The 25,940-nt window shown below is 35.0% G+C and carries 29 protein-coding genes and 1 pseudogene; 21 read left to right on the forward strand and 9 right to left on the reverse strand.

Annotated elements, in window-relative coordinates:
• The first annotated feature begins 81 nt into the window (after positions 1–81).
• The 12 genes from BTOYO_RS20055 to BTOYO_RS20110 all read left to right on the forward strand — a co-directional run bounded on the left by BTOYO_RS20055 (position 82) and on the right by BTOYO_RS20110 (position 12,491).
• A complete protein-coding gene (locus BTOYO_RS20055) occupies positions 82–1,356 on the forward strand; it encodes a Glu/Leu/Phe/Val family dehydrogenase (RefSeq protein WP_002038236.1) in 1,275 nt (424 codons plus the stop codon).
• A gap of 17 nt (positions 1,357–1,373) precedes the next feature.
• Positions 1,374–1,664: an SAV0927 family protein gene (locus tag BTOYO_RS20060; RefSeq protein WP_000762558.1), complete on the forward strand. Its 291-nt coding sequence runs from the start codon at positions 1,374–1,376 to the stop codon at positions 1,662–1,664.
• Positions 1,665–1,691: 27 nt separating this feature from the next.
• The gene (locus tag BTOYO_RS20065) at positions 1,692–1,940 is read left to right on the forward strand and encodes a biotin/lipoyl attachment domain-containing protein (RefSeq protein ID WP_000291046.1); all 249 of its coding nucleotides are present in this window, start codon (positions 1,692–1,694) and stop codon (positions 1,938–1,940) included.
• A gap of 146 nt (positions 1,941–2,086) precedes the next feature.
• Positions 2,087–4,216, forward strand: coding sequence for a sigma 54-interacting transcriptional regulator (locus BTOYO_RS20070; RefSeq protein ID WP_000491359.1), 2,130 nt, complete (start codon positions 2,087–2,089; stop codon positions 4,214–4,216).
• A gap of 290 nt (positions 4,217–4,506) precedes the next feature.
• Positions 4,507–6,000, forward strand: a complete 1,494-nt coding sequence (locus tag BTOYO_RS20075; RefSeq protein ID WP_000886181.1) for an aldehyde dehydrogenase family protein — start codon at positions 4,507–4,509, stop codon at positions 5,998–6,000.
• The gene (locus BTOYO_RS20080; protein ID WP_000537093.1) at positions 6,001–7,383 is read left to right on the forward strand and encodes a putrescine aminotransferase; all 1,383 of its coding nucleotides are present in this window, start codon (positions 6,001–6,003) and stop codon (positions 7,381–7,383) included.
• Positions 7,384–7,576: 193 nt separating this feature from the next.
• Positions 7,577–7,957, forward strand: coding sequence for a GntR family transcriptional regulator (locus BTOYO_RS20085; protein ID WP_000687520.1), 381 nt, complete (start codon positions 7,577–7,579; stop codon positions 7,955–7,957).
• Complete coding sequence (locus BTOYO_RS20090; protein WP_000137720.1) at positions 7,954–8,652, forward strand: ABC transporter ATP-binding protein; 699 nt, start codon at positions 7,954–7,956, stop codon at positions 8,650–8,652. Before BTOYO_RS20085 ends, BTOYO_RS20090 begins: the two co-directional genes overlap by 4 nt.
• Positions 8,649–9,431, forward strand: coding sequence for a hypothetical protein (locus BTOYO_RS20095; RefSeq protein WP_000836179.1), 783 nt, complete (start codon positions 8,649–8,651; stop codon positions 9,429–9,431). Before BTOYO_RS20090 ends, BTOYO_RS20095 begins: the two co-directional genes overlap by 4 nt.
• Positions 9,432–9,445: 14 nt before the next feature.
• The gene (locus BTOYO_RS20100) at positions 9,446–10,348 is read left to right on the forward strand and encodes an ABC transporter ATP-binding protein (RefSeq protein ID WP_000528814.1); all 903 of its coding nucleotides are present in this window, start codon (positions 9,446–9,448) and stop codon (positions 10,346–10,348) included.
• On the forward strand, positions 10,348–11,124 hold the full coding sequence (locus tag BTOYO_RS20105; RefSeq protein ID WP_000475420.1) for an ABC transporter permease: 777 nt from the start codon (positions 10,348–10,350) through the stop codon (positions 11,122–11,124). The genes BTOYO_RS20100 and BTOYO_RS20105 overlap by 1 nt, the downstream gene beginning before the upstream one ends.
• 353 nt (positions 11,125–11,477) lie before the next feature.
• Entirely contained in the window at positions 11,478–12,491 is a 1,014-nt protein-coding gene (locus tag BTOYO_RS20110; RefSeq protein WP_001198833.1) for a CPBP family intramembrane glutamic endopeptidase, read from the forward strand.
• Between the two features lie 39 nt (positions 12,492–12,530).
• On the opposite strand, the gene BTOYO_RS20115 is transcribed toward BTOYO_RS20110, so the two are convergent.
• On the reverse strand, positions 12,531–12,713 hold the full coding sequence (locus BTOYO_RS20115) for a DUF3913 family protein (protein ID WP_000707110.1): 183 nt from the start codon (positions 12,711–12,713) through the stop codon (positions 12,531–12,533).
• Positions 12,714–12,966: 253 nt separating this feature from the next.
• Positions 12,967–13,419 (reverse strand): Lrp/AsnC family transcriptional regulator, encoded by a 453-nt coding sequence (locus BTOYO_RS20120; protein ID WP_001175506.1) that lies wholly within the window; start codon positions 13,417–13,419, stop codon positions 12,967–12,969.
• 126 nt (positions 13,420–13,545) lie between these two features.
• On the opposite strand from BTOYO_RS20120, the pseudogene BTOYO_RS20125 reads away from it, so the two are divergent.
• From BTOYO_RS20125 to BTOYO_RS20135, 3 genes and pseudogenes are all read left to right on the forward strand, one after another.
• A pseudogene (locus tag BTOYO_RS20125) lies at positions 13,546–13,958 on the forward strand (carboxymuconolactone decarboxylase family protein).
• A gap of 10 nt (positions 13,959–13,968) precedes the next feature.
• Positions 13,969–14,523, forward strand: coding sequence for a cysteine hydrolase family protein (locus tag BTOYO_RS20130; RefSeq protein WP_000609833.1), 555 nt, complete (start codon positions 13,969–13,971; stop codon positions 14,521–14,523).
• A gap of 87 nt (positions 14,524–14,610) precedes the next feature.
• Complete coding sequence (locus BTOYO_RS20135) at positions 14,611–15,009, forward strand: SseB family protein (protein WP_000435260.1); 399 nt, start codon at positions 14,611–14,613, stop codon at positions 15,007–15,009.
• Positions 15,010–15,041: 32 nt separating this feature from the next.
• Here the strand turns inward: BTOYO_RS20135 and BTOYO_RS20140 are convergent, their stop codons facing one another.
• Positions 15,042–15,956, reverse strand: coding sequence for a S66 peptidase family protein (locus BTOYO_RS20140; RefSeq protein WP_002038221.1), 915 nt, complete (start codon positions 15,954–15,956; stop codon positions 15,042–15,044).
• A 115-nt stretch (positions 15,957–16,071) separates the two neighbouring features.
• On the opposite strand from BTOYO_RS20140, the gene BTOYO_RS20145 reads away from it, so the two are divergent.
• Entirely contained in the window at positions 16,072–17,166 is a 1,095-nt protein-coding gene (locus BTOYO_RS20145) for an NAD(P)H-dependent flavin oxidoreductase (protein WP_000495238.1), read from the forward strand.
• Positions 17,167–17,183: 17 nt separating this feature from the next.
• Here the strand turns inward: BTOYO_RS20145 and dltD are convergent, their stop codons facing one another.
• The 5 genes from dltD to BTOYO_RS20170 form a co-directional block, all read right to left on the reverse strand.
• Positions 17,184–18,359 carry a D-alanyl-lipoteichoic acid biosynthesis protein DltD gene (gene dltD, locus BTOYO_RS20150; RefSeq protein WP_001030274.1) on the reverse strand — a complete coding sequence of 392 codons (1,176 nt, stop codon included), beginning with the start codon at positions 18,357–18,359 and terminating at the stop codon, positions 17,184–17,186.
• Positions 18,356–18,595 carry a D-alanine--poly(phosphoribitol) ligase subunit DltC gene (gene dltC / locus BTOYO_RS20155; protein WP_000807310.1) on the reverse strand — a complete coding sequence of 80 codons (240 nt, stop codon included), beginning with the start codon at positions 18,593–18,595 and terminating at the stop codon, positions 18,356–18,358. The genes dltD and dltC overlap by 4 nt, the downstream gene beginning before the upstream one ends.
• A 67-nt stretch (positions 18,596–18,662) precedes the next feature.
• Positions 18,663–19,829 (reverse strand): D-alanyl-lipoteichoic acid biosynthesis protein DltB, encoded by a 1,167-nt coding sequence (dltB, locus tag BTOYO_RS20160; protein ID WP_000127922.1) that lies wholly within the window; start codon positions 19,827–19,829, stop codon positions 18,663–18,665.
• Positions 19,826–21,340, reverse strand: coding sequence for a D-alanine--poly(phosphoribitol) ligase subunit DltA (gene dltA, locus BTOYO_RS20165; RefSeq protein WP_000770500.1), 1,515 nt, complete (start codon positions 21,338–21,340; stop codon positions 19,826–19,828). Before dltA ends, dltB begins: the two co-directional genes overlap by 4 nt.
• Positions 21,341–21,352: 12 nt before the next feature.
• On the reverse strand, positions 21,353–21,499 hold the full coding sequence (locus BTOYO_RS20170; protein ID WP_000440293.1) for a teichoic acid D-Ala incorporation-associated protein DltX: 147 nt from the start codon (positions 21,497–21,499) through the stop codon (positions 21,353–21,355).
• Between the two features lie 341 nt (positions 21,500–21,840).
• On the opposite strand from BTOYO_RS20170, the gene BTOYO_RS20175 reads away from it, so the two are divergent.
• From BTOYO_RS20175 to BTOYO_RS27790, 5 genes are all read left to right on the forward strand, one after another.
• Positions 21,841–23,010 carry a M20 metallopeptidase family protein gene (locus tag BTOYO_RS20175; protein WP_001082806.1) on the forward strand — a complete coding sequence of 390 codons (1,170 nt, stop codon included), beginning with the start codon at positions 21,841–21,843 and terminating at the stop codon, positions 23,008–23,010.
• 228 nt (positions 23,011–23,238) lie between these two features.
• On the forward strand, positions 23,239–23,415 hold the full coding sequence (locus BTOYO_RS27785) for a hypothetical protein (RefSeq protein WP_000929017.1): 177 nt from the start codon (positions 23,239–23,241) through the stop codon (positions 23,413–23,415).
• The gene (locus BTOYO_RS20185; protein ID WP_000041162.1) at positions 23,408–23,854 is read left to right on the forward strand and encodes a flavodoxin; all 447 of its coding nucleotides are present in this window, start codon (positions 23,408–23,410) and stop codon (positions 23,852–23,854) included. The genes BTOYO_RS27785 and BTOYO_RS20185 overlap by 8 nt, the downstream gene beginning before the upstream one ends.
• Before the next feature lie 24 nt (positions 23,855–23,878).
• On the forward strand, positions 23,879–24,652 hold the full coding sequence (locus BTOYO_RS20190; RefSeq protein ID WP_000544544.1) for a hypothetical protein: 774 nt from the start codon (positions 23,879–23,881) through the stop codon (positions 24,650–24,652).
• A gap of 149 nt (positions 24,653–24,801) precedes the next feature.
• On the forward strand, positions 24,802–24,963 hold the full coding sequence (locus BTOYO_RS27790; RefSeq protein WP_023441188.1) for a hypothetical protein: 162 nt from the start codon (positions 24,802–24,804) through the stop codon (positions 24,961–24,963).
• Here BTOYO_RS27790 and BTOYO_RS20200 read toward each other — a convergent pair.
• The gene (locus BTOYO_RS20200) at positions 24,960–25,868 is read right to left on the reverse strand and encodes an aminoglycoside phosphotransferase family protein (protein ID WP_000379017.1); all 909 of its coding nucleotides are present in this window, start codon (positions 25,866–25,868) and stop codon (positions 24,960–24,962) included. The two genes, BTOYO_RS27790 and BTOYO_RS20200, sit on opposite strands and share 4 nt — an antisense overlap.
• Positions 25,869–25,940 lie beyond the last annotated feature (72 nt).

Genomic DNA, 25,940 nt, shown 5'->3' on the forward strand with positions numbered 1-25,940 from the left:
ACAATATGATTACCGTAGCATTTTCACTTGGCACGATTATTGCTTTGTATAATTAGTAAAAATAAAAAGCGAGGTGTTATCGTGCCGATTCAGTCAGAAAAACATACAGGTGAGGTTGAAAATCCTTTAGAGGAATTTCAAGCTATATTAAAAGAGGCGCTTCATTTTTTACATTATCCAGACGAAGTATTTGAATTTCTGAAAAAACCAATGCGTTTTTTAGAAGTAAGTATTCCTGTTCGTATGGATGATGGAACAACAAAGGTATTTCAAGGGTATCGTGCTCAGCATAATGACGCAGCTGGGCCAACGAAAGGTGGTATTAGATTCCATCCAGATGTTACGGCAGAAGAAGTAAAAGCACTTGCTGGCTGGATGAGCTTGAAATGTGGAGTGACAGGACTGCCATATGGAGGCGCAAAGGGCGGGATTATTTGTAATCCACAGGAGATGAGTTTTAGAGAATTAGAGTCATTGAGTCGTGGGTATGTAAGGGCAGTAAGTCAAATTGTGGGACCGACGAAAGATATTCCGGCTCCTGATATGTACACAAATGCGCAAATTATGGCTTGGATGCTAGATGAATATGACCATATTAGGGAGTTTGACTCTCCAGGCTTTATAACCGGGAAGCCATTAATGCTAGGAGGATCACAAGGACGGGAAACAGCAACTTCTAAAGGTGTATTGTATACGCTTCAGTTAGTAAGTGAGTTAAAACAAATTCCACTACAAAATATGAGAGTTATTATTCAAGGATTTGGGAATGTTGGAGGGTATTTGGCGAAATATTTATATGATATTGGTGTGAAAGTAGTTGGGGTATCAGATGCTATAGGAGGAATTTATAATCCAGACGGCTTAGATGTTCCTTATTTATTAGAAAACAGAGATTCTTTCGGTGTAGTATCGAATCTCTTTAGTAAAATAATTTCTAATCAGGAGTTGTTAGAAAAAGAATGTGATGTACTCATTCCAGCGGCAATTGGGGGAGTCATTACGAAACATAATGCAGGAAAGCTTGGATGTAAGATTATCATTGAGGCTGCAAATGGTCCAACAACAAAAGAGGCGATAACGATGTTAGAAGAAAAGGGAGTTTTGGTTGTTCCAGATATTTTAGCAAACTCGGGTGGTGTTATTGTTTCTTATTTTGAATGGTGTCAAAATAATCAAGGATATTATTGGACAGAGCGATATGTTGATCAATGTTTAAAGGAGAAAATTACATCTAGTTTTTCTAACGTACTTGACACTTCAAAACACTTTGGAGTAAATATGAAAATTGCTGCTTATATTGAAGGAGTTCGTAAGATTGTAGAAGCATCGCGCCTAAGAGGTTGGTTGCATTTTTAACCTAAAGGAGGGCTCAAATGAAACTGGATATTTTATTAGAAGAAGTGGAGAGACAACCAATCGGTTATTATTGTGTTTTGTCGAAAAGTCATCGTTACGATATAGCTGTTACGTATTCACAACAGTTTCTTGGAAAAGCAATGGTTACCTCTATTCAAAATGGGAGAATGATTTTATTAAGTCAAGAAGATATTGTAGAGGAACAATATTGGGCACCGAGGTTAGGAATTGAGATTGAAGACATAGAAGAGTTTCAAAGCTTTTTTTATATGATTCTTCAGTCACAAAGGTTAGAAGAGCAATATTAATAGAATAAAAGAAGGGGATGATTGATTATGTACTATGATATTATTACGAGTCCATGCTATGGAACAATTGAAAAAGTTTCTATTGTTAAGGATTCTCGAGTTTATGAATGGGAGCCATTATTTTCGATTAAAGATATGAATGGTAAACTGGAAGTAATTAAGATGGGATGTAGCGGAGAAGTTCACTCTTTAGAAGTAGAGGCAGGAGATAAAGTAATTCCAGGTATGGTATTAGCTTATATTCAAGAAGACCTTTTCGTTAGTGGTAGTGATTAATGATAGAACAATGAGGAAGATGGAGGTGCTCATCTTCCTTTTTTTATTAAGTAAAGGAAAGAATGTTTTTTGTTTTCAGATTAATTAAAAAAATCTGCATTTAATGATACAATACAAATTAAGTAGCCCAAAGGAGGAATAGCAGAATGTTTTCCATTGCTCGTAATAAAATTAGACCTATTGTTTCTCTACCTATCGATCAATCCGAAAAGGAATGGAATATAGACGTTGAAAATATAAAAGAACCTTTTCTATTTTTAAAAAGGGGAGAGAAATTATTTGCATACGTTCATGTCAAGGATCTGCTATCAAACAGTAAGGACTTACATTCCAAGGCATTGCTTGCAAATGCAGTTTCGCTAGATACAATATGTTATCTTAGTAAAAATATTTCTTTAACAGCTCTGTTTCAAATTATTGGAGCGCCGATTGCGATAGTGAAAAATGAAATGGATGAGTTAATAGGATATATAAGAAGAGAAGATGTTTTTGCAGAACTATTTAAACAAGAAAATCAGAGTGTTGATATATTAAAAATTATTTTAACGTCTATTCCAATGGGGATTTTTGTAGTGGATCGTGAAAAGAAAATTGTAAATTGCAATGAATCTGGTTTGAAGATGATTAAATCTACACCTGAAAGAGTAATGAATGTACCAGCAGAACAAATTTTTAACGAAGGACATATTAATAACGTATTTGCAACGGGAAAGACAATTTTGAATCAATTACAAATCACAAATGAGATGGGTGTATTAGTTGACTACAGTCCCATTCCAAACTTTGATGGAAATATTGAAGGAATGGTTATTATCGTACAAGATTTGCCGATGGTTGAGGACATGGCAATGGAAATTGAATATATAAAGGATTTAAACAAAGATTTGCATGCAATTTTGTCTAGTATTTATGATGAAATATTAGTTGTTAATCATAAAGGGGAATTAATTCGTTACAGTGAAACCGTTATTAATGATTTTTGGGGGAGTAATTTGAAGGATCTTTTAGGTAAAAACCTTTTAGACTTAGAACAGAAAGGGTTATTTAGTCCATCTGTTACGCGATTAGTATTAGAGCAACAAAAAAAGGTATCAGTTGTACAAGAAACAAAAAGTGGAAGAAAAATATTGGCAGTTGGAAATCCTGTATTTGATGAAAACGGAGAGCTTCATCGTATTATTATTGCTTCAAGAGATATTACAGAAGCTACGAGATTAAAGACGGAATTACATGAAATAAAGAGAATATCAGAGCAATATAAGAAGGAATTAGATGATTTTAAAAATAAAGATCGTTTTCTTAAGAAACTTATTTACTGTAGTCCGAAAATGGAGCAAATTATAAACCAAGCTAAAAAAATAGCAGATTTCTCTTCCAATGTTCTTATTTCCGGAGAATCGGGCGTCGGGAAGGAAGTAATTGCTCAAGCAATTCATCAACTTGGAAAGCGATCTGCAAAGCCATTTTTAAAATTAAATTGTGGTGCAATTCCAGAAACTTTGTTAGAAAGTGAACTATTTGGTTATACGAAAGGTGCTTTTACAGGAGCAGATAAAAATGGAAAAGAAGGATATTTCAAGCGAGCTGATCAAGGTATTTTATTTTTAGATGAAATTGGAGAAATGCCTCTACATTTGCAGGTGAAATTGCTTAGGGTCCTGCAGGAACAAGAAGTAATTCCTATTGGAAGTACAATACCTACGAAAATAAATGTACAAATTATTGCCGCTACAAATAAAAGTCTGGAAAAGATGGTAGAGGCAGGAACGTTCCGTGAAGATTTATTTTATCGCTTAAATGTAATTCCATTGCAAGTGCCTCCTCTACGAGAACGAATGGAAGATGTTCCAGTACTCGCTTTTCATTTTTTACAACAGTTAAATGAAAAATATAATAAAAACTATCATTTAACTCCGGATGCACTTAACTTACTAGAGTTTTATTCATGGCCAGGAAATGTACGTGAATTACAAAATATGATTGAACGTTTAGTAGTATCAGCAGATGATCCAGTAATTGAAGCTGAGTTTGTTAGTAAGTTTTTAACCCCCGGTTATGACTTTAAAAAATCAAAACCAGTTATTACGAGAGTATTACCGTTACAAGAAGCACTACATTCTGTAGAAGAACAATTGATTTTACTTGCAATGAAGCAGTATAAAACAACGACTAAGGCAGCAAAAGCTCTTGGCATTAGCCAATCTTCAGTGAGTCGAAAATATCAAAGGATTGTCAGTGAAAAAGGAATGCCAACTGATATAATCTCGTATTCCTAAAAAAGGAGAAGGTCACATAGACTTCTCCTTTTTGGTTAGTTTAGCGAGTTTTCCGCTATTCGTGGTTGGCAAGTACTATCATCTCACATTTCAGCAAAATGAAAGACGGTAATGGTACTGATCTACGTTTTGTTTTATGCAAAGTGGAATAGTGTATGCAACAACGCATACTTCTTTTTTATTACACGTAAGAATATAGTTAGTTTTTATAGGATTCCTTTGTGCTTTAAATGTTGGCATGAAACTTGCTTATAAATATATAAACGATTAATAAAGGAGGATTCAATATAGTGCTAGATTTAAAAATGTATGTAAACGGTGAATGGAGAGAGTCTAGTAATCAAGAAAAAAGAACAATAATTAACCCTGCGAATGGCAAGGGTATAGCATATGCACCTGAGGGAACAATTGAGGATACAAAATACGCGATTGAAGTGGCAAGAGCGACTTTCGATAGTGGAATTTGGTCAGAAACATCCACTGCTGAAAGGGCGTCATATTTATTTAAAATAGCAGATGAAATTGATAAAAATATGGAAGAGTTAGTGTATCTTGAAACAATGGATAATGGAAAAACATACCGTGAGGCAGAAGGAGATATTGGAGATGCAGCGGCTTGTTTTCGCTATTATGCTGGATTGATTACAAAGCCAGATGGGCAAACATATCATGTAGCCGATCCAATGCAAGCAATGGTTGTAAGAGAGCCAGTTGGTGTTTGTGGATTAATTGTTCCATGGAATTATCCGCTATTGATGAGTGTATGGAAAATTGCACCTGCTTTAGCAGCTGGAAATACAATTGTGTTTAAACCTTCTGAAGTGACACCAATTACTGCGACAAAGCTATTTGAAATCCTTGAAAAAGTAGGGCTACCAAAAGGTGTTGCTAATATGGTAATGGGGGCCGGCCCAATAGTAGGAAATGAAATTGCAGCGAGTAGTAAGGTGGATATGATTTCCTTTACAGGTGGAACAAAAACAGGTAAGCACATTATGAGAACGGCAGCAGATAATATGAAAAAGATTTCGCTAGAACTTGGAGGCAAATCACCGAATATTATTTTTGCAGATGCAGATTTTGAAACAGCTATTGATTATGCACTATTTGGTATTTATGCAGGTAGCGGACAAGTATGTTCAGCAGGATCGAGAATCCTTGTTGAAGAAAGCGTTTACGATAAATTTATTAATAGTTTTGTGGAGCGAGCGCAGCAAATTAACGTTGGGCCTGGTGATAATCCTGAATCAGAAATGGGACCACTTGTAAGTCAAGAACATATGGAAAAAGTATTACGCTACATTGAAATTGGGAAAGACGAAGGCGCAGACATCGCTTGTGGAGGTAAGCGAATACTGACTGGTGGAAAAGGTGAAGGTTTCTTTATTGAACCAACGGTCTTTGTCAATGTAAAACCCGATATGCGCATTGTACAGGAAGAAATTTTCGGTCCTGTTGTAGTAATTCAAAAGTTTAAAAATGAACAGGAAGCAATTGAGTTAGCAAATGGTACAGATTATGGCTTAGCTGGAGGGGTATTTACAGTTGATGGTGCGAAAGCAATGCGTGTAATTCGCAAGCTTCGCGCAGGAATTACGTGGATTAACAGCTATCATCCAACATACAATGAGGCACCTTGGGGTGGATATAAGCAAAGTGGTATAGGTCGTAGTCTAGGAACGTTTGGTTTAGAGGAATTTCAAGAAATTAAGCAGATTAATATAAATCTAGAAGTAGAACCTATTGGTTGGTTTGCAAATAAAAAGAATATAGGAGTGAAATAAATGGGAACGAACGTGGAAAATAAATTGAATGAACAAGATGTAAAAGGTTCAAATGTAAATGAGTATATTACGAAAGTACTACAGTTAATTGAAAAAGAAAAAGTTTCTGAAGAAGAAGCAAACTGGATTCAAAAAGAAACAGTAGATGGATTTAGAGAGCATGTGAATCCTGGTTTTCTAGCATATAGAAAAACAGTAACAAAGGATGGACAATTTGCGGCAGTAGAATGGTCTGATGAAGGATCTTGTTTTATGGATATTAATGGTAAAAAATATATTGACTGTTTAGGTGGATTCGGAATTTACAATGTTGGTCACCGTAATCCGAAAGTAGTAAAAGCTGTGACAGATCAACTAAAGCGTCAAGCATTACACAGTCAAGATTTACTAGATCCACTTCGAGCGATTCTTGCAAAGATTTTAGCGGATATTACACCTGGTGATTTGAAATATGCCTTCTTCACAAATAGTGGAACTGAAAGTGTAGAGGCAGCATTAAAACTAGCAAAAATGTATAGTGAACGAACAACTTTCATTTCTACAACTCGTGCTTTTCATGGTAAGAGCCTTGGTGCTTTATCTGGGACGGCAAAAGGAATGTTCCGCAAGCCATTTTTACCATTAATTCCGGGTTTCCGTCATGTCCCATTTGGCGATATTGATATGATGAGAAAAACATTTGAGACATGCGCATTAGTGGGAGAAGATGTTGCAACAGTTATTTTAGAACCAATTCAAGGAGAGGGCGGTATTATTTTACCTCCAGAAAATTATTTGAAACAAGTACGAGAGCTTTGTGATGAGTTTGGATCACTCCTTATTTTCGATGAAGTGCAAACTGGAATGGGACGTACAGGGAAAATGTTTGCAGCGGAATTATATGATGTTGTGCCGGATATTATTTGTCTGGCGAAGGCATTTGGTGGAGGCGTCATGCCAGCAGGAGCTATCGTTGCGAAAGAAAAAGTATTCCAAAGTTGGTTTGAAAATCCATTTATGCATACAACAACATTTGGAGGGAATCCGCTGGCATGTGCGGCTGCAATTGCAACAATCCATGTATTATTGGAAGAGAAATTACCAGAACGTGCTGCTGAAGTTGGGGCGTATTTCTTAAATGGATTGAAACAAGCAGCAGAAGGGCACGAGGATAAAATCTTTGAAATTCGTGGTCAAGGTTTAATGATTGGTATTGAATTCCATAAAGACGAGATTGGTTACGAAGTGTCAAAGGCAATGTTTGATCAAGGTATTCTCGTTGCTGGAACGTTAATTAACTCAAAAACAATTCGTATCGAACCATCTCTTACAATTAGTTATGAAGAGGTAGATACAGTTATTAATACGTTTAAATCTGTACTAGCGCAAGTAAAAGGAAAGTAATTTTTGTATAAAATTATATACGGATTCAAACTAGTAAAACTATCATATTTTTTACTGTACTAGTTTTGATTGCAAGGAGGCAGTGTAACGAAAGTTGCACTGCCTTTTTATTACATTTTATTTGTAAGTATTTACATATACTCTGTCTTAGTGTACTATTTAACTAGTACACTAAGACAGAAGGAGGGAAGAAATGAAAATAGAATTTTCTCCAAATACACCCATTTACATTCAGGTAATGGAATACATAAAAAAAGAAATTGTAGTTGGGCATTTATCGCCTGGTGATAAAATTCCCTCTGTACGTGAATTAGCGAGTGAATTACAAGTAAATCCAAATACAATTCAACGAACATTTCAAGAATTGGAACGGGATGGTGTTGTTGTAACGCGTAGAGGAATGGGACGATATGTAACGAATGAAGGGGAGAAAATTATGGAGCTGCGCAAAGATATGGCGAAAGAATTACTTCATTCTTTTATAGATGGAATGGATAACTTAGGGTTTTCAGAAGACGAAATCCTTTCAATTCTTCGTTCTTCCTTACATGAGAAGAGGGAGGAGAGCGAATGACAGAACTATTAAAAATAGAAAACTTATGGAAGAGATACGGGTTAAAAGCAGTGATTCGTGAATTAAACATAGAGATTACGGAAGGGAAAATTATAGGGCTTGTTGGAGATAACGGGAGCGGGAAAACGACGTTATTGAAAATGATTGCAGGTTTGCAGCACCCTTCTGAAGGTAGCATTACAATTAACGGTAAAAAAGTTGGGTTAGAGACGAAAGAAATTGTTTCATTTATGTCCGATAAGCCAGTCTTTGATGATTGGATGACTATAAAAGATGCTTTATTTTTCTATCGAGATTTTTATAAAGACTTCGATATTCAAAAAGCGGTAGATACGATTGCGGAATTTAAAATACCGTTAGAAGAAAAAATTAAAGCATTGTCAAAAGGGATGATTGAGAAGCTACAAATCATTTTAACATTTTCTCGAAAAGCGAAGTTATACGTACTGGATGAACCGCTTGGCGGGATTGATCCTCTTTCTAGAGAACACGTATTGGATTTAATTTTACAGTTTTATAGAGAAGATTGTACTATATTAATTTCAACTCACTTAATAAATGAAATTGAAAATATTTTTGATGAAGTAATCTTTTTAAAAGATGGGGAAATTGTTCTATATGAAAATGCAGAAGAACTTCGTTTTCAGAGAGGAAAAGCAATTCATGAACTGTTTAAGGAGGTGTTTAGTAAGTGAAGTCAATACTATCCTATTTGTGGAATGTAAATAAGAAAAGATACATTGTTACTTTTTTACTTTTTGTGCTAATTGAAGCGGTTTTATTTTCGCAAATGATTGTAAGAAAGAGTGATGCGGCCATCAATAGACAAGAGGGCATATTTGGGATTATTATGGTTATCTTTCTTTTTTATGTAATTTATATGTTTTTGCAAACAATGAAGTCATATTCTCGCTTACTAACCAATCCAATGTTACGGATTACAGCAATATCTGGGAAACAATATGTGTTTTCTATGCTTATTTTCTCATATATTGCAATGGCTATATGGTATGGGGTATGTGGAGTTCTTTTCTACGTAAGTTATGTATTAGCTTTTCCTACGACTTCTGTATATGTAGAGGCAAAAGAAATAATGCAAGTGGGCATAATGAATAATTTAATATATGCAATAAGCGATTTGTTTGATTTTTTGTTTGTGACGTTACAAATCTTATTAGTAATTACTCTAGTTAAGTTGCTCACTAAAAAGAAAAAAGCACAAAATATACTGATCGTTATTATTTCTCTAGTAGTAAATATAACGATTACTTTAGCGATAACCTTGCTAGGAAAATTAGCTCCAGCTTTCCAAGAATTGCGAAGAGTAGAATATCGTAGTGAAAGTAAAAGTCTTTTTATTGAGATGTTTCAAGAAAATGGATTTAATATTTTTAATATAAGTTTTATGGTAATTGTTAGTGCTCTAATAATATATGTAATTGCTTATATTATCGACAAAAAACTAGAAGTCTAAAGGAGGAATCAGCATTGGGAAATGTAGTAGTAAAATTAGAAAATGTTCGAAAAAAGATTGGTAGAACAGAAATTATTCGAGGTTTATCATTTGGGGTTCGAGAAGGGGAAGTGTACGGATTCCTTGGACCGAACGGTAGTGGTAAGACGACGACAATTCGTATGATGACAGGTCTTATTTCTATGACAGAAGGCGATATTACAATTTGTGGTCATAGCATTCGCACGGAACGTGAAAAGGCGTTAGAGCAAATTGGAGCGATTGTAGAAAATCCGGAACTATATGATTATATGACTGGTATGCAAAACTTAAAGCATTTTGCGAACATGGCAATTACACCTATTAATAAAGAGCGCATCGCTGAAATTGTAAAGCTTGTTGAATTAGAGCATGCAATTCATAAAAAGGTAAAAACATACTCACTTGGTATGAAACAACGTTTAGGAATTGCGCAGGCGTTACTTCATCAGCCGAAAATATTAATTTTAGATGAACCGACAAATGGATTAGATCCAGCTGGTATTCGCCAAATTCGTGATTATTTACAACGACTAGCGAAAGAAGAGAATATCGCGGTAATCGTATCGAGTCACTTATTAAGTGAAATTGAATTAATGTGTGATCGCGTCGTAATTATTAAACAAGGTGAGTTTGTACAAGAGTACAACTTACATGAACAAGCGAAACATGATGAGACAGTAGTAGTAGCGTTTGAAGTAGATGAAGTTCAGAAAGCGAATGAAATTATTAAAGGTAAAGCACAGGAGAATGTAATTGTGGCATCTGTAACAAAAGAGAGAATTCCACAGCTTGTAAAAAAACTTGTGCATGCTGATGTGCTTGTATATGGTGTTACCGTTCAAAATAAAACGTTAGAGGATGAATTCTTAGCGATTACTGGGGGAGTGAAAGCGTAATGTTTAAATTAATTCAAAATGAATTTTTAAAGTTACATGCGAAAAAAGGTATGTATATTTTAATCGGTGTCATTGCGGCACTCGAAATTTTAGGAAATTTAGCAATGATGAAGTGGGGAAAAGGTGATGAGTTTAAGGGGTCGTATTTAGATTATGCAAACTCAGAGATTGGTTTAATCGTTTTATTCGCAACAATTTTTGGGATCACACTTGCAGCCCGTACTCTTACTGATGAGTTCCAAAAAGGTACAATTAAACAATTGTTAATTCGTCCAAGAAAACGACTTACAGTTTTATTTTCTAAATATATTACTGTGTTATTAGCGATGCTATTTATCATATTTGCTGGTATGTTCATTGCAACGATTATTGGTGGTATTGTAATGGATGGTAGTAAAACAGATTTAACGTTAGGAATTGTTTTAAAAACGATGTTATATCAGCTTGTATCACCATTTTTCTTTGCAACACTTGCCTTTTTCTTAGCAAATGTATTTAGAAAATCCGTATTGCCATTAATTATTACGTTGTTCTTATATTTCTTGCAAGGAGCAATTACTATTGCACTAATGATGTTTGCAAAAGGTGTAGCGAAGTTTGTAGTATTCTTCCATTTAGATTTAAGAGCTTACGACAGTAATAAATTGGTAAGCGGTGGAATGGAGCCACCATTTGCAGAATTTACGTTTACAACTTCATTATTACTTTTAGCTGCATATTTTGCTGTATTACTTGTAGCATCAAGTGCATTATTCCAAAAACGTGACGTATTATAATAAAAGAAATCCCCGTTTGTAAAAACGGGGATTTTTATTACATAGTTTTTTACATTTCTAGTATTCTGTATTGTTAATTTGAGATGCTGTTAGCGATAGAATACCGGATCTTCTCCAGCTATTTAAGTACAGCAAATGTAAGTTGTAACGAAGTTGAAGAACTGTGATATGGTATATCCAATAAATTCGTTATTATATATGTTAAGAGATACGTTGCTCGAAAGTATTTGAGAAAAACAGGAAGATTTTCAACTATATTCATATTATAATATAGTTATCCTGCTATTTGTAGGAGAAGGGTTCCCTATAACTGATTAAAGTTTTACTTTAACAATCTTTGGAGGTGTGCAATATTGCAATATGCATTTTCACGTATAAGACTACGTAGCTTTTTTGGATGGATGATGATAGGGTTGTTTCTTACGATGATTCCATTAGGTTTATCAAATGTTTCTGATAGCACGTTAGAGGTTATTTCACAAATAACTGTATTTTTTGTATTTCCGTTATTTTGGTTGTACGTAAAAGCGAATAAAAATAATGTTGTTTTTAAAAGTTTCTTTGATAAGCCAGGACGTTTACCGTGGGGACTCATTTTATTAGCAACGATAATGGGAATGATTTTTTCAGTCGGTATATCTCATATTCAATTTTACATATTAGCACATACGTTACCGAATTTCTTAGTTACCATGTTAGAAGATGGAACTGTTATTAATACGAGTAACATATATATGACGATATTTACTTTCATTTCAGCATGTGTATTAGCACCTATTATGGAAGAGATTATTTTTAGGGGATTCTTTTTACAGCGAATGGCTTATAAATGGGGAATTAAAAAAGCTGTAATTATATCTTCACTTATTTTTGGTTTAGGACACTTTGATGTTATTGGTGCTTTCATGTTTGGTGTTGTTATGTGCCTTTTATACATAAAAACGAAAAATATATGGACGAATATTGCTGTGCATGCTCTTAATAATTTAATTGCGACAAGTATGCAATTTGTCGGTGGAGAAGAAGATACTGCAATCTCAATTCCTGAATTACAAGCACAAAGTAATTTATGGATTGGTATCGGTCTTACAGTTGTTGGGTTACTTTGGTTAATTCCTTATGTTTGGAAACAATGGCGTACAGTAAAAGAAGTGGGTGTGCCACCAGTGCGCTTCATAAATGAAGAAAAGGTAGTGAATGCATCACAAGAAAATGAATTGTATAGTCAAGTGATCGTAACAGATAGATTGATGGCTGTAGAACTACCAGATGAAGCGGTAAATAAGCTTCGGTTAGAAGAAAATGATTATGTAACAGTTTCTGTAGAAGAAGATAAAATCGTTATAAAAAAAGCACATGATAGATAATTAAAAAACATCTCTCCTGTATAAAAGGAGAGATGTTTTTTAATTCGTAATAATTTCTACACGAAAATTATTACCGTTCTTTACATATTTAATATCTGTAACAGTGCGGACAGTTTTTAAAAGCTCCACTTTTTCACCAATTCGAGGGATCGTCGGAACATTGTCCCAAATACCAAGCAAGTCATCTAATTGTGCTGTTTTTTCATAAAACCAGATTTTCAATGTAAAGCCCCTTTCTCGAACTTTATGTATTTTAATACATAATATATTATTTTTATTCTTTTTGTAAGGGGTTTTTAGATTTTTTGTGAATAAAGTGAAACTTTAATGAGTTGGAGTTTTATTCATCCTCACCGATTATTAACCTTCACCAATTGGGCGTTTACGGGTAGCCAGACTCCCTATTAACTTTTTGGCTGCAACTGAATTTTGAGGTGGGAGTTTTACTGCCAACAAATAGCGTGATAAAAATAAATTAATTTTCTGGGAAGATATGCTCAATGTCTGGAGTAAGAGATACTTCTGATAATACGATATGAGAAACTGTCGTTGCATATGAAGAAACATCATTGATAAATTCTTCAAGTTCAACGAGTGAAGGAACAGAAATTTTTACAATGTAGCATAAGCTTCCTGTTACTCGGTAACAAAAACTTGCAGATGGATAAGATTGGATAAACTGTTGCATACGTGTTGTATCACCATTTTTTAAAGTGATTTCTAAAATACAATCTAAAACAAGTCCTGCTTTTTTATAATCAATATCGATTGTGTATTTTTGAATAATTCCTTCACTTTCAAGTTTACGAACACGTTCTGTAGTAGACGGAGCGGATAAGTTTACTCGCTTTGCTAATTCGCGCATGGAAAGGCGACTATCATTATATAATTCATTTAAAATCTTTCGATCAACACGGTCTAGTTGCATTTGTAAATATACCTCCAGCAAAATGATAATTTTTGTAAAGAAAAAATATGAATTAAGATTCATATGAAATGTAAAGTGAACTTCATTTATTTTACAATAAAATAGAAGGAAATAGGAGGGGAAATGATGGAGAGAATTTCATTATCAAATGTAGGAGATACAAAGTTTCAAAAGTTATTAGGCCATAATCCAGATATATTACATTCGTGGAGTACGTTAGAGGATACACTGTACAATAAAGGAACACTTTCAGCAGAGTTGAAGGAGCAAGTGAGAAGAACATTAGCGTATGGGAATGAATGTCCGTATTGCGCATGGCAAAGGGAAGACCTGATGATGTGCAAAAGGCAGAGGAGATTAGTGTAGCCGTTACTTTTGCGCATACATTTGTTCATGATCGAAAGGCGATAGATGATAATATGTTTCATGTATTAAAACAATATTGGACGGAAAAAGAAATTGTAGAACTTTGTGCTTATATTTGTTTTATTACTGCGTCGCAGCAATTTGGTTTTGTATTTCAACTACAACCAAATTAAGGAGAAAATGATGATTAATCAAATAGCACTTATCATAATTGATGTACAAAAGGCGTTTCAATTACCATACTGGGGGGAGCGAAATAATCTTTTTGCTGAAGAAAATATGAAAAGTTTATTAGAAGAATGGAGAAGAAGGAAGCGACCAGTTTTTCATATTCAACATGTAAATAAAGAAAATGTTCAGTCGATGTTTTATCAACAAGCAGAAACAGTAAACTTTAAAGAAGAAGTGAAACCACTGCGAGATGAAATAATTATCCAGAAATCCGTTAATAGCGCGTTCATTGGGACAAATTTAGAAGAACAATTAAGAGAGAAAAAATGTAATACGGTAGTGATTGTAGGATTAACAACAAATCATTGTGTGGAGACTACAACACGGATGGCAGGTAATTTAGGATTTACAACGTATTTAGTGAGCGATGCGACGGCTACATTCAATCGGAAAGGTCTGGACGGGGCAGAGTATAGTGCAGAGGACATTCACAATATGACACTTGTAAACTTACATGATGAATTTGCTAAAATCGTTACGACTGAAGATATCTTAAAATTATTTTAAGAAAATAATTACGGAATTATGTAGAAAAAAATAAGAATATTTCGTATAATCTAAGTATAATCATTTTGAAAATAGGGGTGGCATCATATGGAGCAAATTTCAGTAAAGAAAATAGAAAAAGTACTCGTTTTAGCAGGTGAGGATAAACAAAAGCAAAAGGAATTTTATGAATTGCTCTTATCAACGGAGTTTTATGTTGCTGGTTCACTTGAAGCAGAAGACGGGGCAACGGAAGGAACACTTCGTTTGCGTCATTTCCAAGGAGAGGGTAGATGGATCGTTCCGTTCTTTACACAATTGAAATTTGTAAAAGATGTGTTGCCAGAAGGTACACCCCTTATTACGATACGTGGAAAAGAATTATTTGGTGGCATTGAGAAGGATGCAACAGCTGTATTAAATGTTGGTACTGATATAAGTAAAACATTTATTCCGGAAGAAATTGCAGATATCGCATCTGGACGAATTTTTAATTATTATAAGTAAAAGGAAAAGCTTAATCGCTTTTCCTTTTTAATTTAAACATGGAGTGCTACGCCTGAAGAAATAGAGAGTGTTTTATTATTTGTATTTATTGTTGCTGTAGCTCCAAGGGGAATACCGATATTTGGATTTATATGTCCAATCGGTAAACCGAATAGGACAGGTATATCATATGGCATGAAATATTCATATAATATTGTTTGCAATGATTGAGATGGTTTAGAAGGGGTGCAATCATGACAACTTGAAAAAATAACGCCATTGCATTCATTAAACTTTCCAGATAAAAGTAGTTGATTTAACATACGATCGATGCGGTACGGTTCTTCCCCGATATCTTCAAGCAATAAAAGTGTATTGGCTGTACTTATTTCATAGGGTGAACCAATTACACTCGTTAAAACAGCTAAATTCCCTCCAACTAATGTACCGGTAGCTGTACAGGCTGAGCTAGGTACGATACATTCTGATGCAGATAAGATAGAAGAATACGGGTGGAAGAGCTGATTGAAAGAAGATAAAGAGAGAGAATCTATACCTTTGCCTACTTCTTCAATCATCGGACCATGAAACGTAACAAGCTTTGCATAACGTGAGAAAGCAGTATGTAAAGCTGTAATATCGCTGTATCCCCAAAAAATTTTTGGATTTTGTTGAATGATTTCATATTGAATGTGAGGGAGAAGACGAGCGCTTCCGTAACCACCTCGTGCACAGAAAATTGCTTTTACTTCATTATTTGTAAAGGCTTCATGTATATCATCAAGACGAACTTGGTCACTTCCAGCTAAATACCCATACTTTTCATAAATACTCTTCCCAATTATTACGGATAATCCCATCTCTTGTAATACATTTACACCTTTTAATACACTTTCAATTGTAGGTGGACCAGACGGTGCAATAATCATTACTGTATCACCATGTTTTAACGCATTTGGATAAATCATTGTTTTCAGCCTCCTTCTCTTTCAATATATTCGCTTCATATGAAGTTCAACCCTTGTAAAAGAAGGGGAAAGCTTGTCAAATAAAGAAGATATAAGGGGGATAGGAGGGGAAATGATGTTCACAAGTCGAGTAATAGACATATTGCAAATTAAGTATCCCATCATTCAAGCAGGTATGGCGGGTGCCATTACAACGCCAGAACTTGTTGCAGCTGTAAGTAATAGCGGAGGATTAGGAACGCTTGGAGCAGGCTATATGAGCCCAGAACAAATTCGTAAAGCGATTTATAAAATAAGGGAACTAACAAATAAGCCTTTCGGTGTTAATTTACTGTTAACGAAAGAGGTGCAGATAGAAAAAGAGAAGATAAATGAGGCGAAAGTCTTACTTAATGGAGTGAATAGAGAGTTAGGTATTGAGGAAGAGGATGTAGTAAATCTTCCAAAAAGTTATAAAGAACAATTACAAGTGTTAGTAGAAGAAAAGGTACCGGTCGTTAGCTTTGCATTCCAAACGTTAGAACAAGAAGAAATAGATGAATTAAAAAGAAGAGGAATAAAAGTCATCGGAACAGCGACTCATGTAGCAGAAGCGAGAGCACTTGCCGAGCTAGGAGTAGATATTATCGCCGGGCAAGGTAGCGAAGCAGGAGGTCATAGAGGAACGTTTATCGGGAAAGAACAAGATGCAATGATTGGTACGTTTGCGTTAATTCCGCAGTTAGTAGCGGCAGTTCCGCATATCCCAATTGTTGCAGCAGGTGGTGTAATGAACGGACAAGGGCTTGTTGCGGCATTTGCGTTAGGGGCAGAAGCTGTTCAAATGGGATCAGCTTTTTTAACGAGTGAAGAAAGTATTACACATGACGTATATAAAGAGGCTGTATTAAAAAGTACAGATACGAGTACAATTGTAACTCGTGCGTTTTCCGGGAAATATGCACGGGGTATTCGTAATGAATTTATAGAGAGACACGAAGGAAAAGAAGAAGGGCTTCCGATGTATCCAGTGCAAAACGTATTAACTTCTAAAATACGCCAAGAAGCAGCGACGCAAAACAAGGGAGAATATATGTCACTTTGGGCGGGACAAGCATCGGCATTAGCAAGAATTGAGCCAGCTCAGCACGTAGTGGAGCGGGTCGTGAAAGAAGCAGAGGATGTAATGGAACAATTACAAAATGTATATAGAAAAAGACCACTTGAATAATTCAAGCGGTCTTTTCATTAGTTTGCTTTATAAAATTGTTGGATGGCCTCGTCGATGTAAACCCAGCCTTTCCAACCTAAGTGCATATGATCTTTTAAGAAGTATTTATCATATTCATGGTTTGAGAAGTCGGCAATTGGATAACCAGCTTTCTCAATTTGCTCATGAACTTTCTTATAGTACGCTTCGCGGCGTTCTTTCGGGAATCCAGCGTAATCGTACCAAGGACCTTTTACAGGAACAGAAATGAAGAGTGGTTTTGCACCAGATTGTTTTAATAAATCAAGTACAAGTTGTAAGTCTTCATACTCTGGTGATTGGTCATAAGCATCATTTTTTAAGTAGCCTTCACGCTGCTTTAATTTCTTCTTAATTTTGCTATTGAAGTAATCGTCTTCAATACCGTATTCATTAGACCCTGATTCTGCTGCACCTGTTTGATCCGCATGTTTACGAGCTTCATCCCAGTTCATTTGTTTTAATGAAGGGTCAAGTTTTTCTTTATGCGGTTTAATATCAAACATTGCTGTAAATAAATCTTTACGATCTAAAATGTTACGATACACATAAGCGAAAGGTTTAGCAGCAAGTGCTTTTACTTTATGCTTTGTATCATCATAAGCGATACCTTCAAGCGAAACTTTAAGTAAAGTTTCTTTCTTAACGATCTCAAAGTTTAATAAACGCTTTGCAATTTGTTTTTTCATTTCAGGCTTTAAGTCATCATTGAAAAGGAAATGATAGCCTTGTTGTTTTGAAAAGTTAGGTGCAAAGTGTGTTTCATCAATACCTTGTGGCACAAACCATTGCGGAGAAAGAACGAATACCATTTTCTTGTCTTTCAATTGATCCATTGTAGATGCAAAGTTTAATACGTGTACAAGGTCTTGTGTTCCGCCGCGTCCAAGAAGGAATGGTGTGAACCCTTCAGGCTTTACTTTGAAATAATTTGATGGATGGAAAGCATCCATACGTGCGAATTCCGATGAACCGTACATCGGAAGATATTTCGGATCTGCTAACATCTTTTGCTGTAAAATCATACTTTGAATCTTTTCTTCTTTCAAAGAAGTTGCAGCTTGTTCTACTTTTTCATCACTTAAAAGTGGAAGTAGGAAGCGCGTCGGAATAAGTAAGAATACAGCAAAAAGGGCCAATGCTAAAAGCATCGGACCAAATTTTGCTTTGTTCATCGGATTTCTTCCAACTTCTTAATAACCATGTTTGGTGTAGCCCACTCGTCACGGTCAAAATCAGAAATAGAAACTTCAATATCTAAACGCTCTTGGAATTCAACTAATAAAGATACTACAGCGAAAGAATCAAGAATACCTTCTTCAAATAATTGAACATCTAAGTTTTCTTTCACAATATCGTTTTCACATACTTCTTCTAAAATATCTAATACTTGCTCTTTGAATTCTGCCATTTTTAAAATCTCCTTTATATCCGAATATATTATATGTGCAACTTCTTAATAGAATAAGAAGGGTGCATTAAAAGTATCTGTTAAGGTGTCCAGAGAAAATAAGGAAACCGAAACATACAACGTGGAACGTAATCACAATCGCAAGGACGTGTGTAAATTTATTGTTTGGCCAAAACTTATGCTTCTTGTTTTTTCGTTCGAAAATATCGAATAGAATAAACAGTGCGGCATGATATAGACCATAAATAACATACTGCGCAACAGCGCTTCCTTGGATGTGCCAAATTCCCATAATGAAGAAGTTTAAAAATGCACCGATATACGAAATAGTGTAACGGTTCTTAATTAACTTTTTCTTCGTTGCAAAAAAGACGAAACGCATGTAAATAAAGTCACGGAACCAGAATGATAAACTCATGTGCCAGCGGTTCCAGAAGTCTTTAATGTTACGACTAAGGAATGGCTTATTAAAGTTTTCTGGCGTTTTAATTCCCATCATGTAACTGATACCAATTACGAACGCACTATAACCTGCAAAGTCAAAGAATAATTGCATGCTAGTAGCGTACATGAAAATCGCATTAGATAAAAGTGTATCTTGATTGGCGAATACTGCCTTTACAAGATATGTTGTTATCAAGTGCGCGATTATAAATTTATACAGAAAACCTTGGAAAATACGGTTAAGCCCTGTATATAGTAACTTTTGATATTCCTCAGCACTAGGTGGCTTTTGGATATCTTTTTGGAATCTACGGTAACGATCGATAGGTCCACTTGAAATCGCAGGGAAGAATAAAACAAACTCCCAGAAATTAAAGAAGGAAAGTTCTTTAATTAAATTATCACGAACTTCAAAGACCATTTGTACAGCTCTAAATGTTACGTAAGACATACCTGCGAAAACAATAAAATGCAATTCAGGTACAAATGGTGCGATTTTTGCCAAAATAAGTGGCAAAATCGATAAAATAACAGCTATACAAAACATGAATGTACTATTATTTTGTTTTCTTAAAATTAAATAGCCTTTAATAAGGGCATATTGCCAAATAATAAATGCGGCTAACATAATCGCTTGCTTTGGTTTATCCGAGAAGATAATAGCAATCATGACTAATGTTAAAACGGCATTATATTTACGCAACATTTTACCTTTTAATCCAGCTATGATAGTAGGTATTAATAAAATGCCCACTATAGCGAAAAAATAAAATGATCCATATGCGGTCATGCTGTAACCTCACTCAATAATTTTTTGCGATCTACCTTTCCATTTGGTGTCATTGGAATAGAAGATTGATACATGAATTTACGTGGAATCATGTAGTTTGGTAATCGCTCATTGAGTTCTTTTTTAATTGCAGATGTTAATTTGAATTCTTTTTCAAACGAATGTTCTCCAGGAACAACAACCGCTAATAAATAATCGTATTTCTCACCTTTTTTAATCGGAACAATAACTGCTCCTTCTACGTAAGAACACGCACGAAGATGATGCTCAATTTCTTCTAATTCCATTCGATAACCATGAAGCTTAATTTGGAAATCAAGACGACCATTATAGAATAGAAGACCATTTTCTACATAGCCAGCATCGCCTGTTTTATAGGCGCGCTCACCGTCAATCATAGTAAATGCTTTTTCTGTTAATTCAGGGCTTCCTAAATATCCAACGCTTACACTTGGACCGACAATTACGATTTCACCTTTTTCACCATCAGGTGCAATTGTACCATCTTCTTTCATAATAAGAAGGCGACAGTCTGATTTACAGTAGCCAACTGGAAGTGATTTGTATTGATCAAGCACTTCTTCTGTAACGTGAATACCTGTTACAGCAACAGTAGCTTCTGTTGGACCGTACGTATTCATAATCGTTGCTTTCGGGAAACGCTCAATTAGTTTTCTAGCCACTTCATTTGGTAACACTTCACCGCAGAATAAGAATGTTTTCATGTTTGGTAGCATACTCTCAGAGAAAGATGCTTCCATTAAACACATTTCAGCGAAAGATGGTGTTGAAGTCCATACTTGAGTATCCGATTGCTCTAGAGAAGCAAACAAGTCTTTTGGACGTGCAATCATATCTTTATCGATTGCCCAAAGTGTACCGCCTGTTACTAATGATGGGTAAATATCCATTACAGATAAATCGAATGAGAAAGGTGCTTGGTTTAAGAATACTTGCCCTGTTTGTAAGTTGAAATCTTCTACAGCCCATTTTGTAAAGCTAACAAGGCAGTTATAAGTAATCTGAACCCCTTTCGGATTACCTGTACTTCCTGATGTGTAAATAATGTAGAAGTTCTCATCACCTTTTACCGCATGTTCAGGATTTGGAATGTTCCCTTTATGAGTAAAGAAAATATCTTTTAAGTTGTCTTCACTTACGATGCGAACTGGTAAATCAGTTACAGTTACTTCTGCAGCTGATAAAAGTAATTTCGCACCAGAATTTTCAGCGATACGTTGTACGCGATCAGCTGGGATAGATAAATCTACAGGAATGTAAGCATGTCCAGCTTTTACACACCCTAAAAAGTTTATAATCATTTCAGGTTGCATATGGCCATACACCATAATTGGTGAACGATCATCTGGATATTCAGAAGAAATCCAATGTGCTAACGCATCAGAATCTTCCTTTAATTGTTTGTACGTAATTTTCGCATCTCGCCAAACAAAAGCGGTTTGATCAGGCGTTTCTGCAGCCCACTTTTCAATTTGTTCTAATAACTTCATAACGTTCCCACCCTAGAATTCATTGTAAATAAATGTACTTGTGTTTGTATCATGGAATCCATACAACCAAAGTAATGCAAATAAAATTGCAAGATAATAAACCGTCTTTGCAACCCATTGTGTGAGTGGTCGAGACCATATCTCTTTTAATCTTTCCATGTCTTTCCCTCTCTTAATGAAATAATAGCTCTTTGTAGGTATCATGTCCTACATTATTGTGAAAAAAACAAAATTCCACATTTTAGGTAAAAATAAGACAAAAGGCTCTTTTCTGATATTAGCACTAAATACTAAAAAAGAAAATCCCTAACTTAGCAATTATATTACATTCGGCATGAATTTGTAATGGGTTTGACATGTAAATAGAAAGTGGATTGTATGAATACATAAAAGTGGATTGTGAGAAGGCGTGAAAAATATAATATTTGTTTTTTCATGCAATCAACAAAGGCTGAGTAAACTTTAAATTTCTAGCTCTTTTTTAAAAGGAGGAAATTATCATGAATAGAGTGTGGAAGAGTCTTATTTCAGAAGAAAATATTATGAAATGGAGACGGCATTTTCATAAGTATCCGGAATTATCGTTTCATGAAAAAGAAACTTCGCAATTTATATATGATACGTTATGTTCATTTTCTTCTTTTGAAGTAACAAGGCCAACGAAATACAGTGTTTTAGCAATTAAAAGGGGTGTGGAACAAGGTAAAGTAGTTGCGATTCGAGCTGATATTGATGCTTTACCAATTCAAGAGGAGACAAGTAAATCTTATACATCTGTTCATAAAGGAAGGATGCATGCGTGTGGGCATGATGCACATGCGGCTATTTTGTTAAGTACAGCAGAGGCGCTGTCAAATATGAAGGAAGAGTTTGTAGGGGAAATTCGTCTATTCTTTCAGCATGCAGAAGAGGTATATCCTGGTGGTGCTAGGGAAATGGTTGAGGCGGGTGTGATGGACGGTGTTGATTATGTAATAGGTTTACATGTTATGTCTGGATTGGAAAGCGGGAAGATAGGAATTGTATATGGGCCGATGATGGCAGCGCCAGACGTATTTACAGTTGAAATTCACGGTAAAGGAGGGCATGCAGCGCGGCCAGAAGAAACGATAGACCCTATTGCTATTGGAGCGCAGATTATTACAAATTTACAACATATCGTATCAAGAAATACAAGTGCTTTTATGCAGAGGGTAGTTTCAGTTACGCAATTTCATGGGGGAAAGGCTGACAATATTATTCCCAATACGGCAACTTTAATGGGAACTGTGCGTTCTTTTAATCAAACGTTAAGATTGGAAGCAGAAGAGAAAATTGAACAAATCGTGAAAGGAATTACAAAAGCACATGGAGGGGATTACACATATACGTATCGTTACGGATATGATCCTGTTATTAATAATGAATATATTACAAAAGTGGTAGAAGAAAGCGCACTATATTTGTTCGGGAATGAGCGTGTTGTGAAGCTTGAACCTTCTATGGGGGGAGAAGATTTTTCAGCATATTTAAGAAAAGCACCGGGTTGCTTCATTAAATTGGGGACGAGGAATCAAGAGGATAATACTTGTTATCCGCACCATCATCCAAAATTTGATGTAGATGAATCAGCTTTAATTTATGGAGTGGAATTATTTTTAGAGGCGGCCATAAGACTACTAAAATCATAGGTGCATATAAAAAAAGGCAACTGCGCTCTATCGCAGTTGCTTTTATTTCTTTCCGTCAGAGAGGGCTGAGAAAGAACTATGCTCATTTATAGTATATGAATAGCTAACGGACAAGCTTGTACATTTTAATCATTTTTTTAAAAATAGTTATTGACTTTGATAATCAATTTCAATTAATCTAATGTTACAGTTGAAATTGATAATTATTATCAATAGAGTGGATGCGACATGTTAATGAGAAAAAAATATCACCTTCTGCGAAGGGGATTAAAAAATAAAAATAAAGATGTTGATCAGCATATGGAATGGCAACGAAATGTAATTCGTTCTGAATATGTAGATGAGAAGAATAAAATGCAAACAGAAAAAGCGATACATAGTAAAGGGAGAGATTCAGTTGAGTAAGCTAGTAATGATTTATGCAAGTATGAGTGGAAATACAGAGGAAATGGCAGATCATATTGCAGGCGCCATTCGTGAAACAGAGAATGAGATTGAAGTTATTGATATTATGGATTCACCAGAAGCTTCTATATTAGAACAGTATGATGGTATTATTTTAGGCGCTTATACTTGGGGAGACGGGGATCTTCCAGACGACTTCTTAGATTTTTATGATGCAATGGATTCTATTGATTTAACTGGTAAAAAAGCAGCGGTATTCGGTTCTTGTGATTCGGCTTATCCAAAATACGGAGTAGCGGTTGATATTTTAATAGAAAAGCTGCAGGAACGCGGAGCAGCAGTTGTGTTAGAAGGACTAAAAGTAGAATTAACGCCAGAAGATGAAGATGTAGAAAAATGTTTACAGTTTGGAGCTGAATTCGTAAAACACCTTTCTTAATGGCAGAAGGGAGATGAAGAGCAATTGCATGAGAAAATCGCAATAAAAACGATGACAGATTATCATTTGTATGATTTTATGCGTTGTCCACATAAATTTTATTTCCGTCATATAAAAAGAAGAGAACCTTCTTCATTTGAATGGCAACAAATAGCACAAATGATTGTGAATCAAATTATTAATGAGTATTACACGCTACCTGCGAGCCAACAAACGAAAATTGTACTTTTAATATTAATAGAAAAGTATTGGAAAAAGGTAAGGATTAGTATGTTTGCTTCGAAGACGGAGTACTATATCGTATTAGCAAAGCTAACTGATCACTTATTACAGTTTGTTGAAAGAGATGATAGTCAGACGCCACCATTGTTTTTGTATGAGAAGTTTCAAACATATATGGAAGAGTTAGGTGTCCACATGTCATTGACATTTGAAGTTGGTGAGTGGAGTACAGAGTCATTTGTAATTAAAAAATATGTTATTGATGCGGATGAGGAAATGCTAGCTCTTTGTCAGAAGTTAATGACAGTATTCAGTTATAAAGCTTTCGGCATTCTTCCAGGGAAAATTGAAATTATTAATTTAATAGAAGGAACTAAGTATGAATACATTCCGAAACAGGAAGATATTATAACTGGAATGGATGATTTATTTAGAATGAAAGAAATGTTACAGCAACCTGAGCACTATACAGAGCGTCATTTTCGTTCAGAGTGTACGAGTTGTGCTTTTCGTAGTGAATGCCAGGGGGAAGAAGTAAAGGAAGAAGTGAAGCAGAAGGAAAATATCGTACATTAAAGGATGCAAATTTGCATCCTTTTTGTTATTGACATGAAAAGCTTTTCATCATTTACGGTATATTTGCAGCAGATTTTAATGCGGGCTAATAATCAGTGGGGGATGCCCCCGCTGATTAAAGTTTCACTTTATAAGAGGAGGAATAATCAATGAAAGATGAAACGAAAGTATTTCAATGGTTAAAAGAACAAAATGCTCCTTTTGGAATTCAACTGCAAATTTTACAGGCATTTCAATGGTACAAAGTTATTGTTGAAATGGATAAAAAGTTAATGATGTATGAGGAGAAAGAATATAGGGAGAGAATTTAATCTCGTCCCTGTAATATCGCTTTTAGCTGTTCTGTATCTGCTATGAATTTAAGCGCATTCTTTGTTTCAAAGTTATAAATAATATTATGTAGTAAAGGGCTGTATTGATAAAAACTAGTGATACGGTGAATGAGTAATGGATCGTGGTGAGAAATAATTGTACTGTATTGTTCGTATACAGATGTAGTAAATTCACGTCCGAAATCATAATAGAGCCCGGCAAAATCAAAGGCAGGATCTCCAATTTGAGCATCACCAAAATCGATAATCCCTGAAATACTCTTGCTCTGCTTATTAAATAAAATGTGATGATGTGTAAAATCGGCGTGAATAATTGTATTTTGAAAAGTGGATGTAGCTATACAGGCAAAGAAATTTTCGAATAAATGATGTAAGGCTGATTTCTGTAATGAAGTAAACATGTTAGTAAGATACTGATTTAATTTTGTTTGTAGCTCTTTCCAGTAGGTAATTGTTTTTTCAATTGGAAATCCTAACGTTGTAACTTGTTTTACAGGAATATTATGTAGTGCCACAAGGAAAGTAGCTAATTGTGTAATGATTGCTTTCAATTCTTTTTTCTCTAGTGTGGTAACTATTTCTTTTTGTAACGGTTCACCATGAATGAGAGTATAGTAACTACAAAGCGGAATAGTATCAGTATCCTTTTTATATAATAGGTGATACTTTGGAACCTCAATTTCTTGTAGCGAATGAGAGAGAAGTGTGCATAGTTTTTTTTCTAACGGAATTCGTTTAGCATATTCCTGTTTTCGTGGAAAACGAAACAGTAGGTCGTCATTAATTATAACCGCTATATTATCCCATCCTTCTTCATTTTGTTTATATGAATGTATAGAAAGATTAGGCAGAGCCTGTTTTATATACTGTTTGTAAGAGTCCATAATCGTTCCTCGTTTCTAAGTGAAAATTCTGATATTCCATTTTATAATATCAGAATTTTCATTCTATATGTT

This window comes from Bacillus toyonensis BCT-7112 (assembly GCF_000496285.1).
Lineage (GTDB): Bacteria > Bacillota > Bacilli > Bacillales > Bacillaceae_G > Bacillus_A > Bacillus_A toyonensis.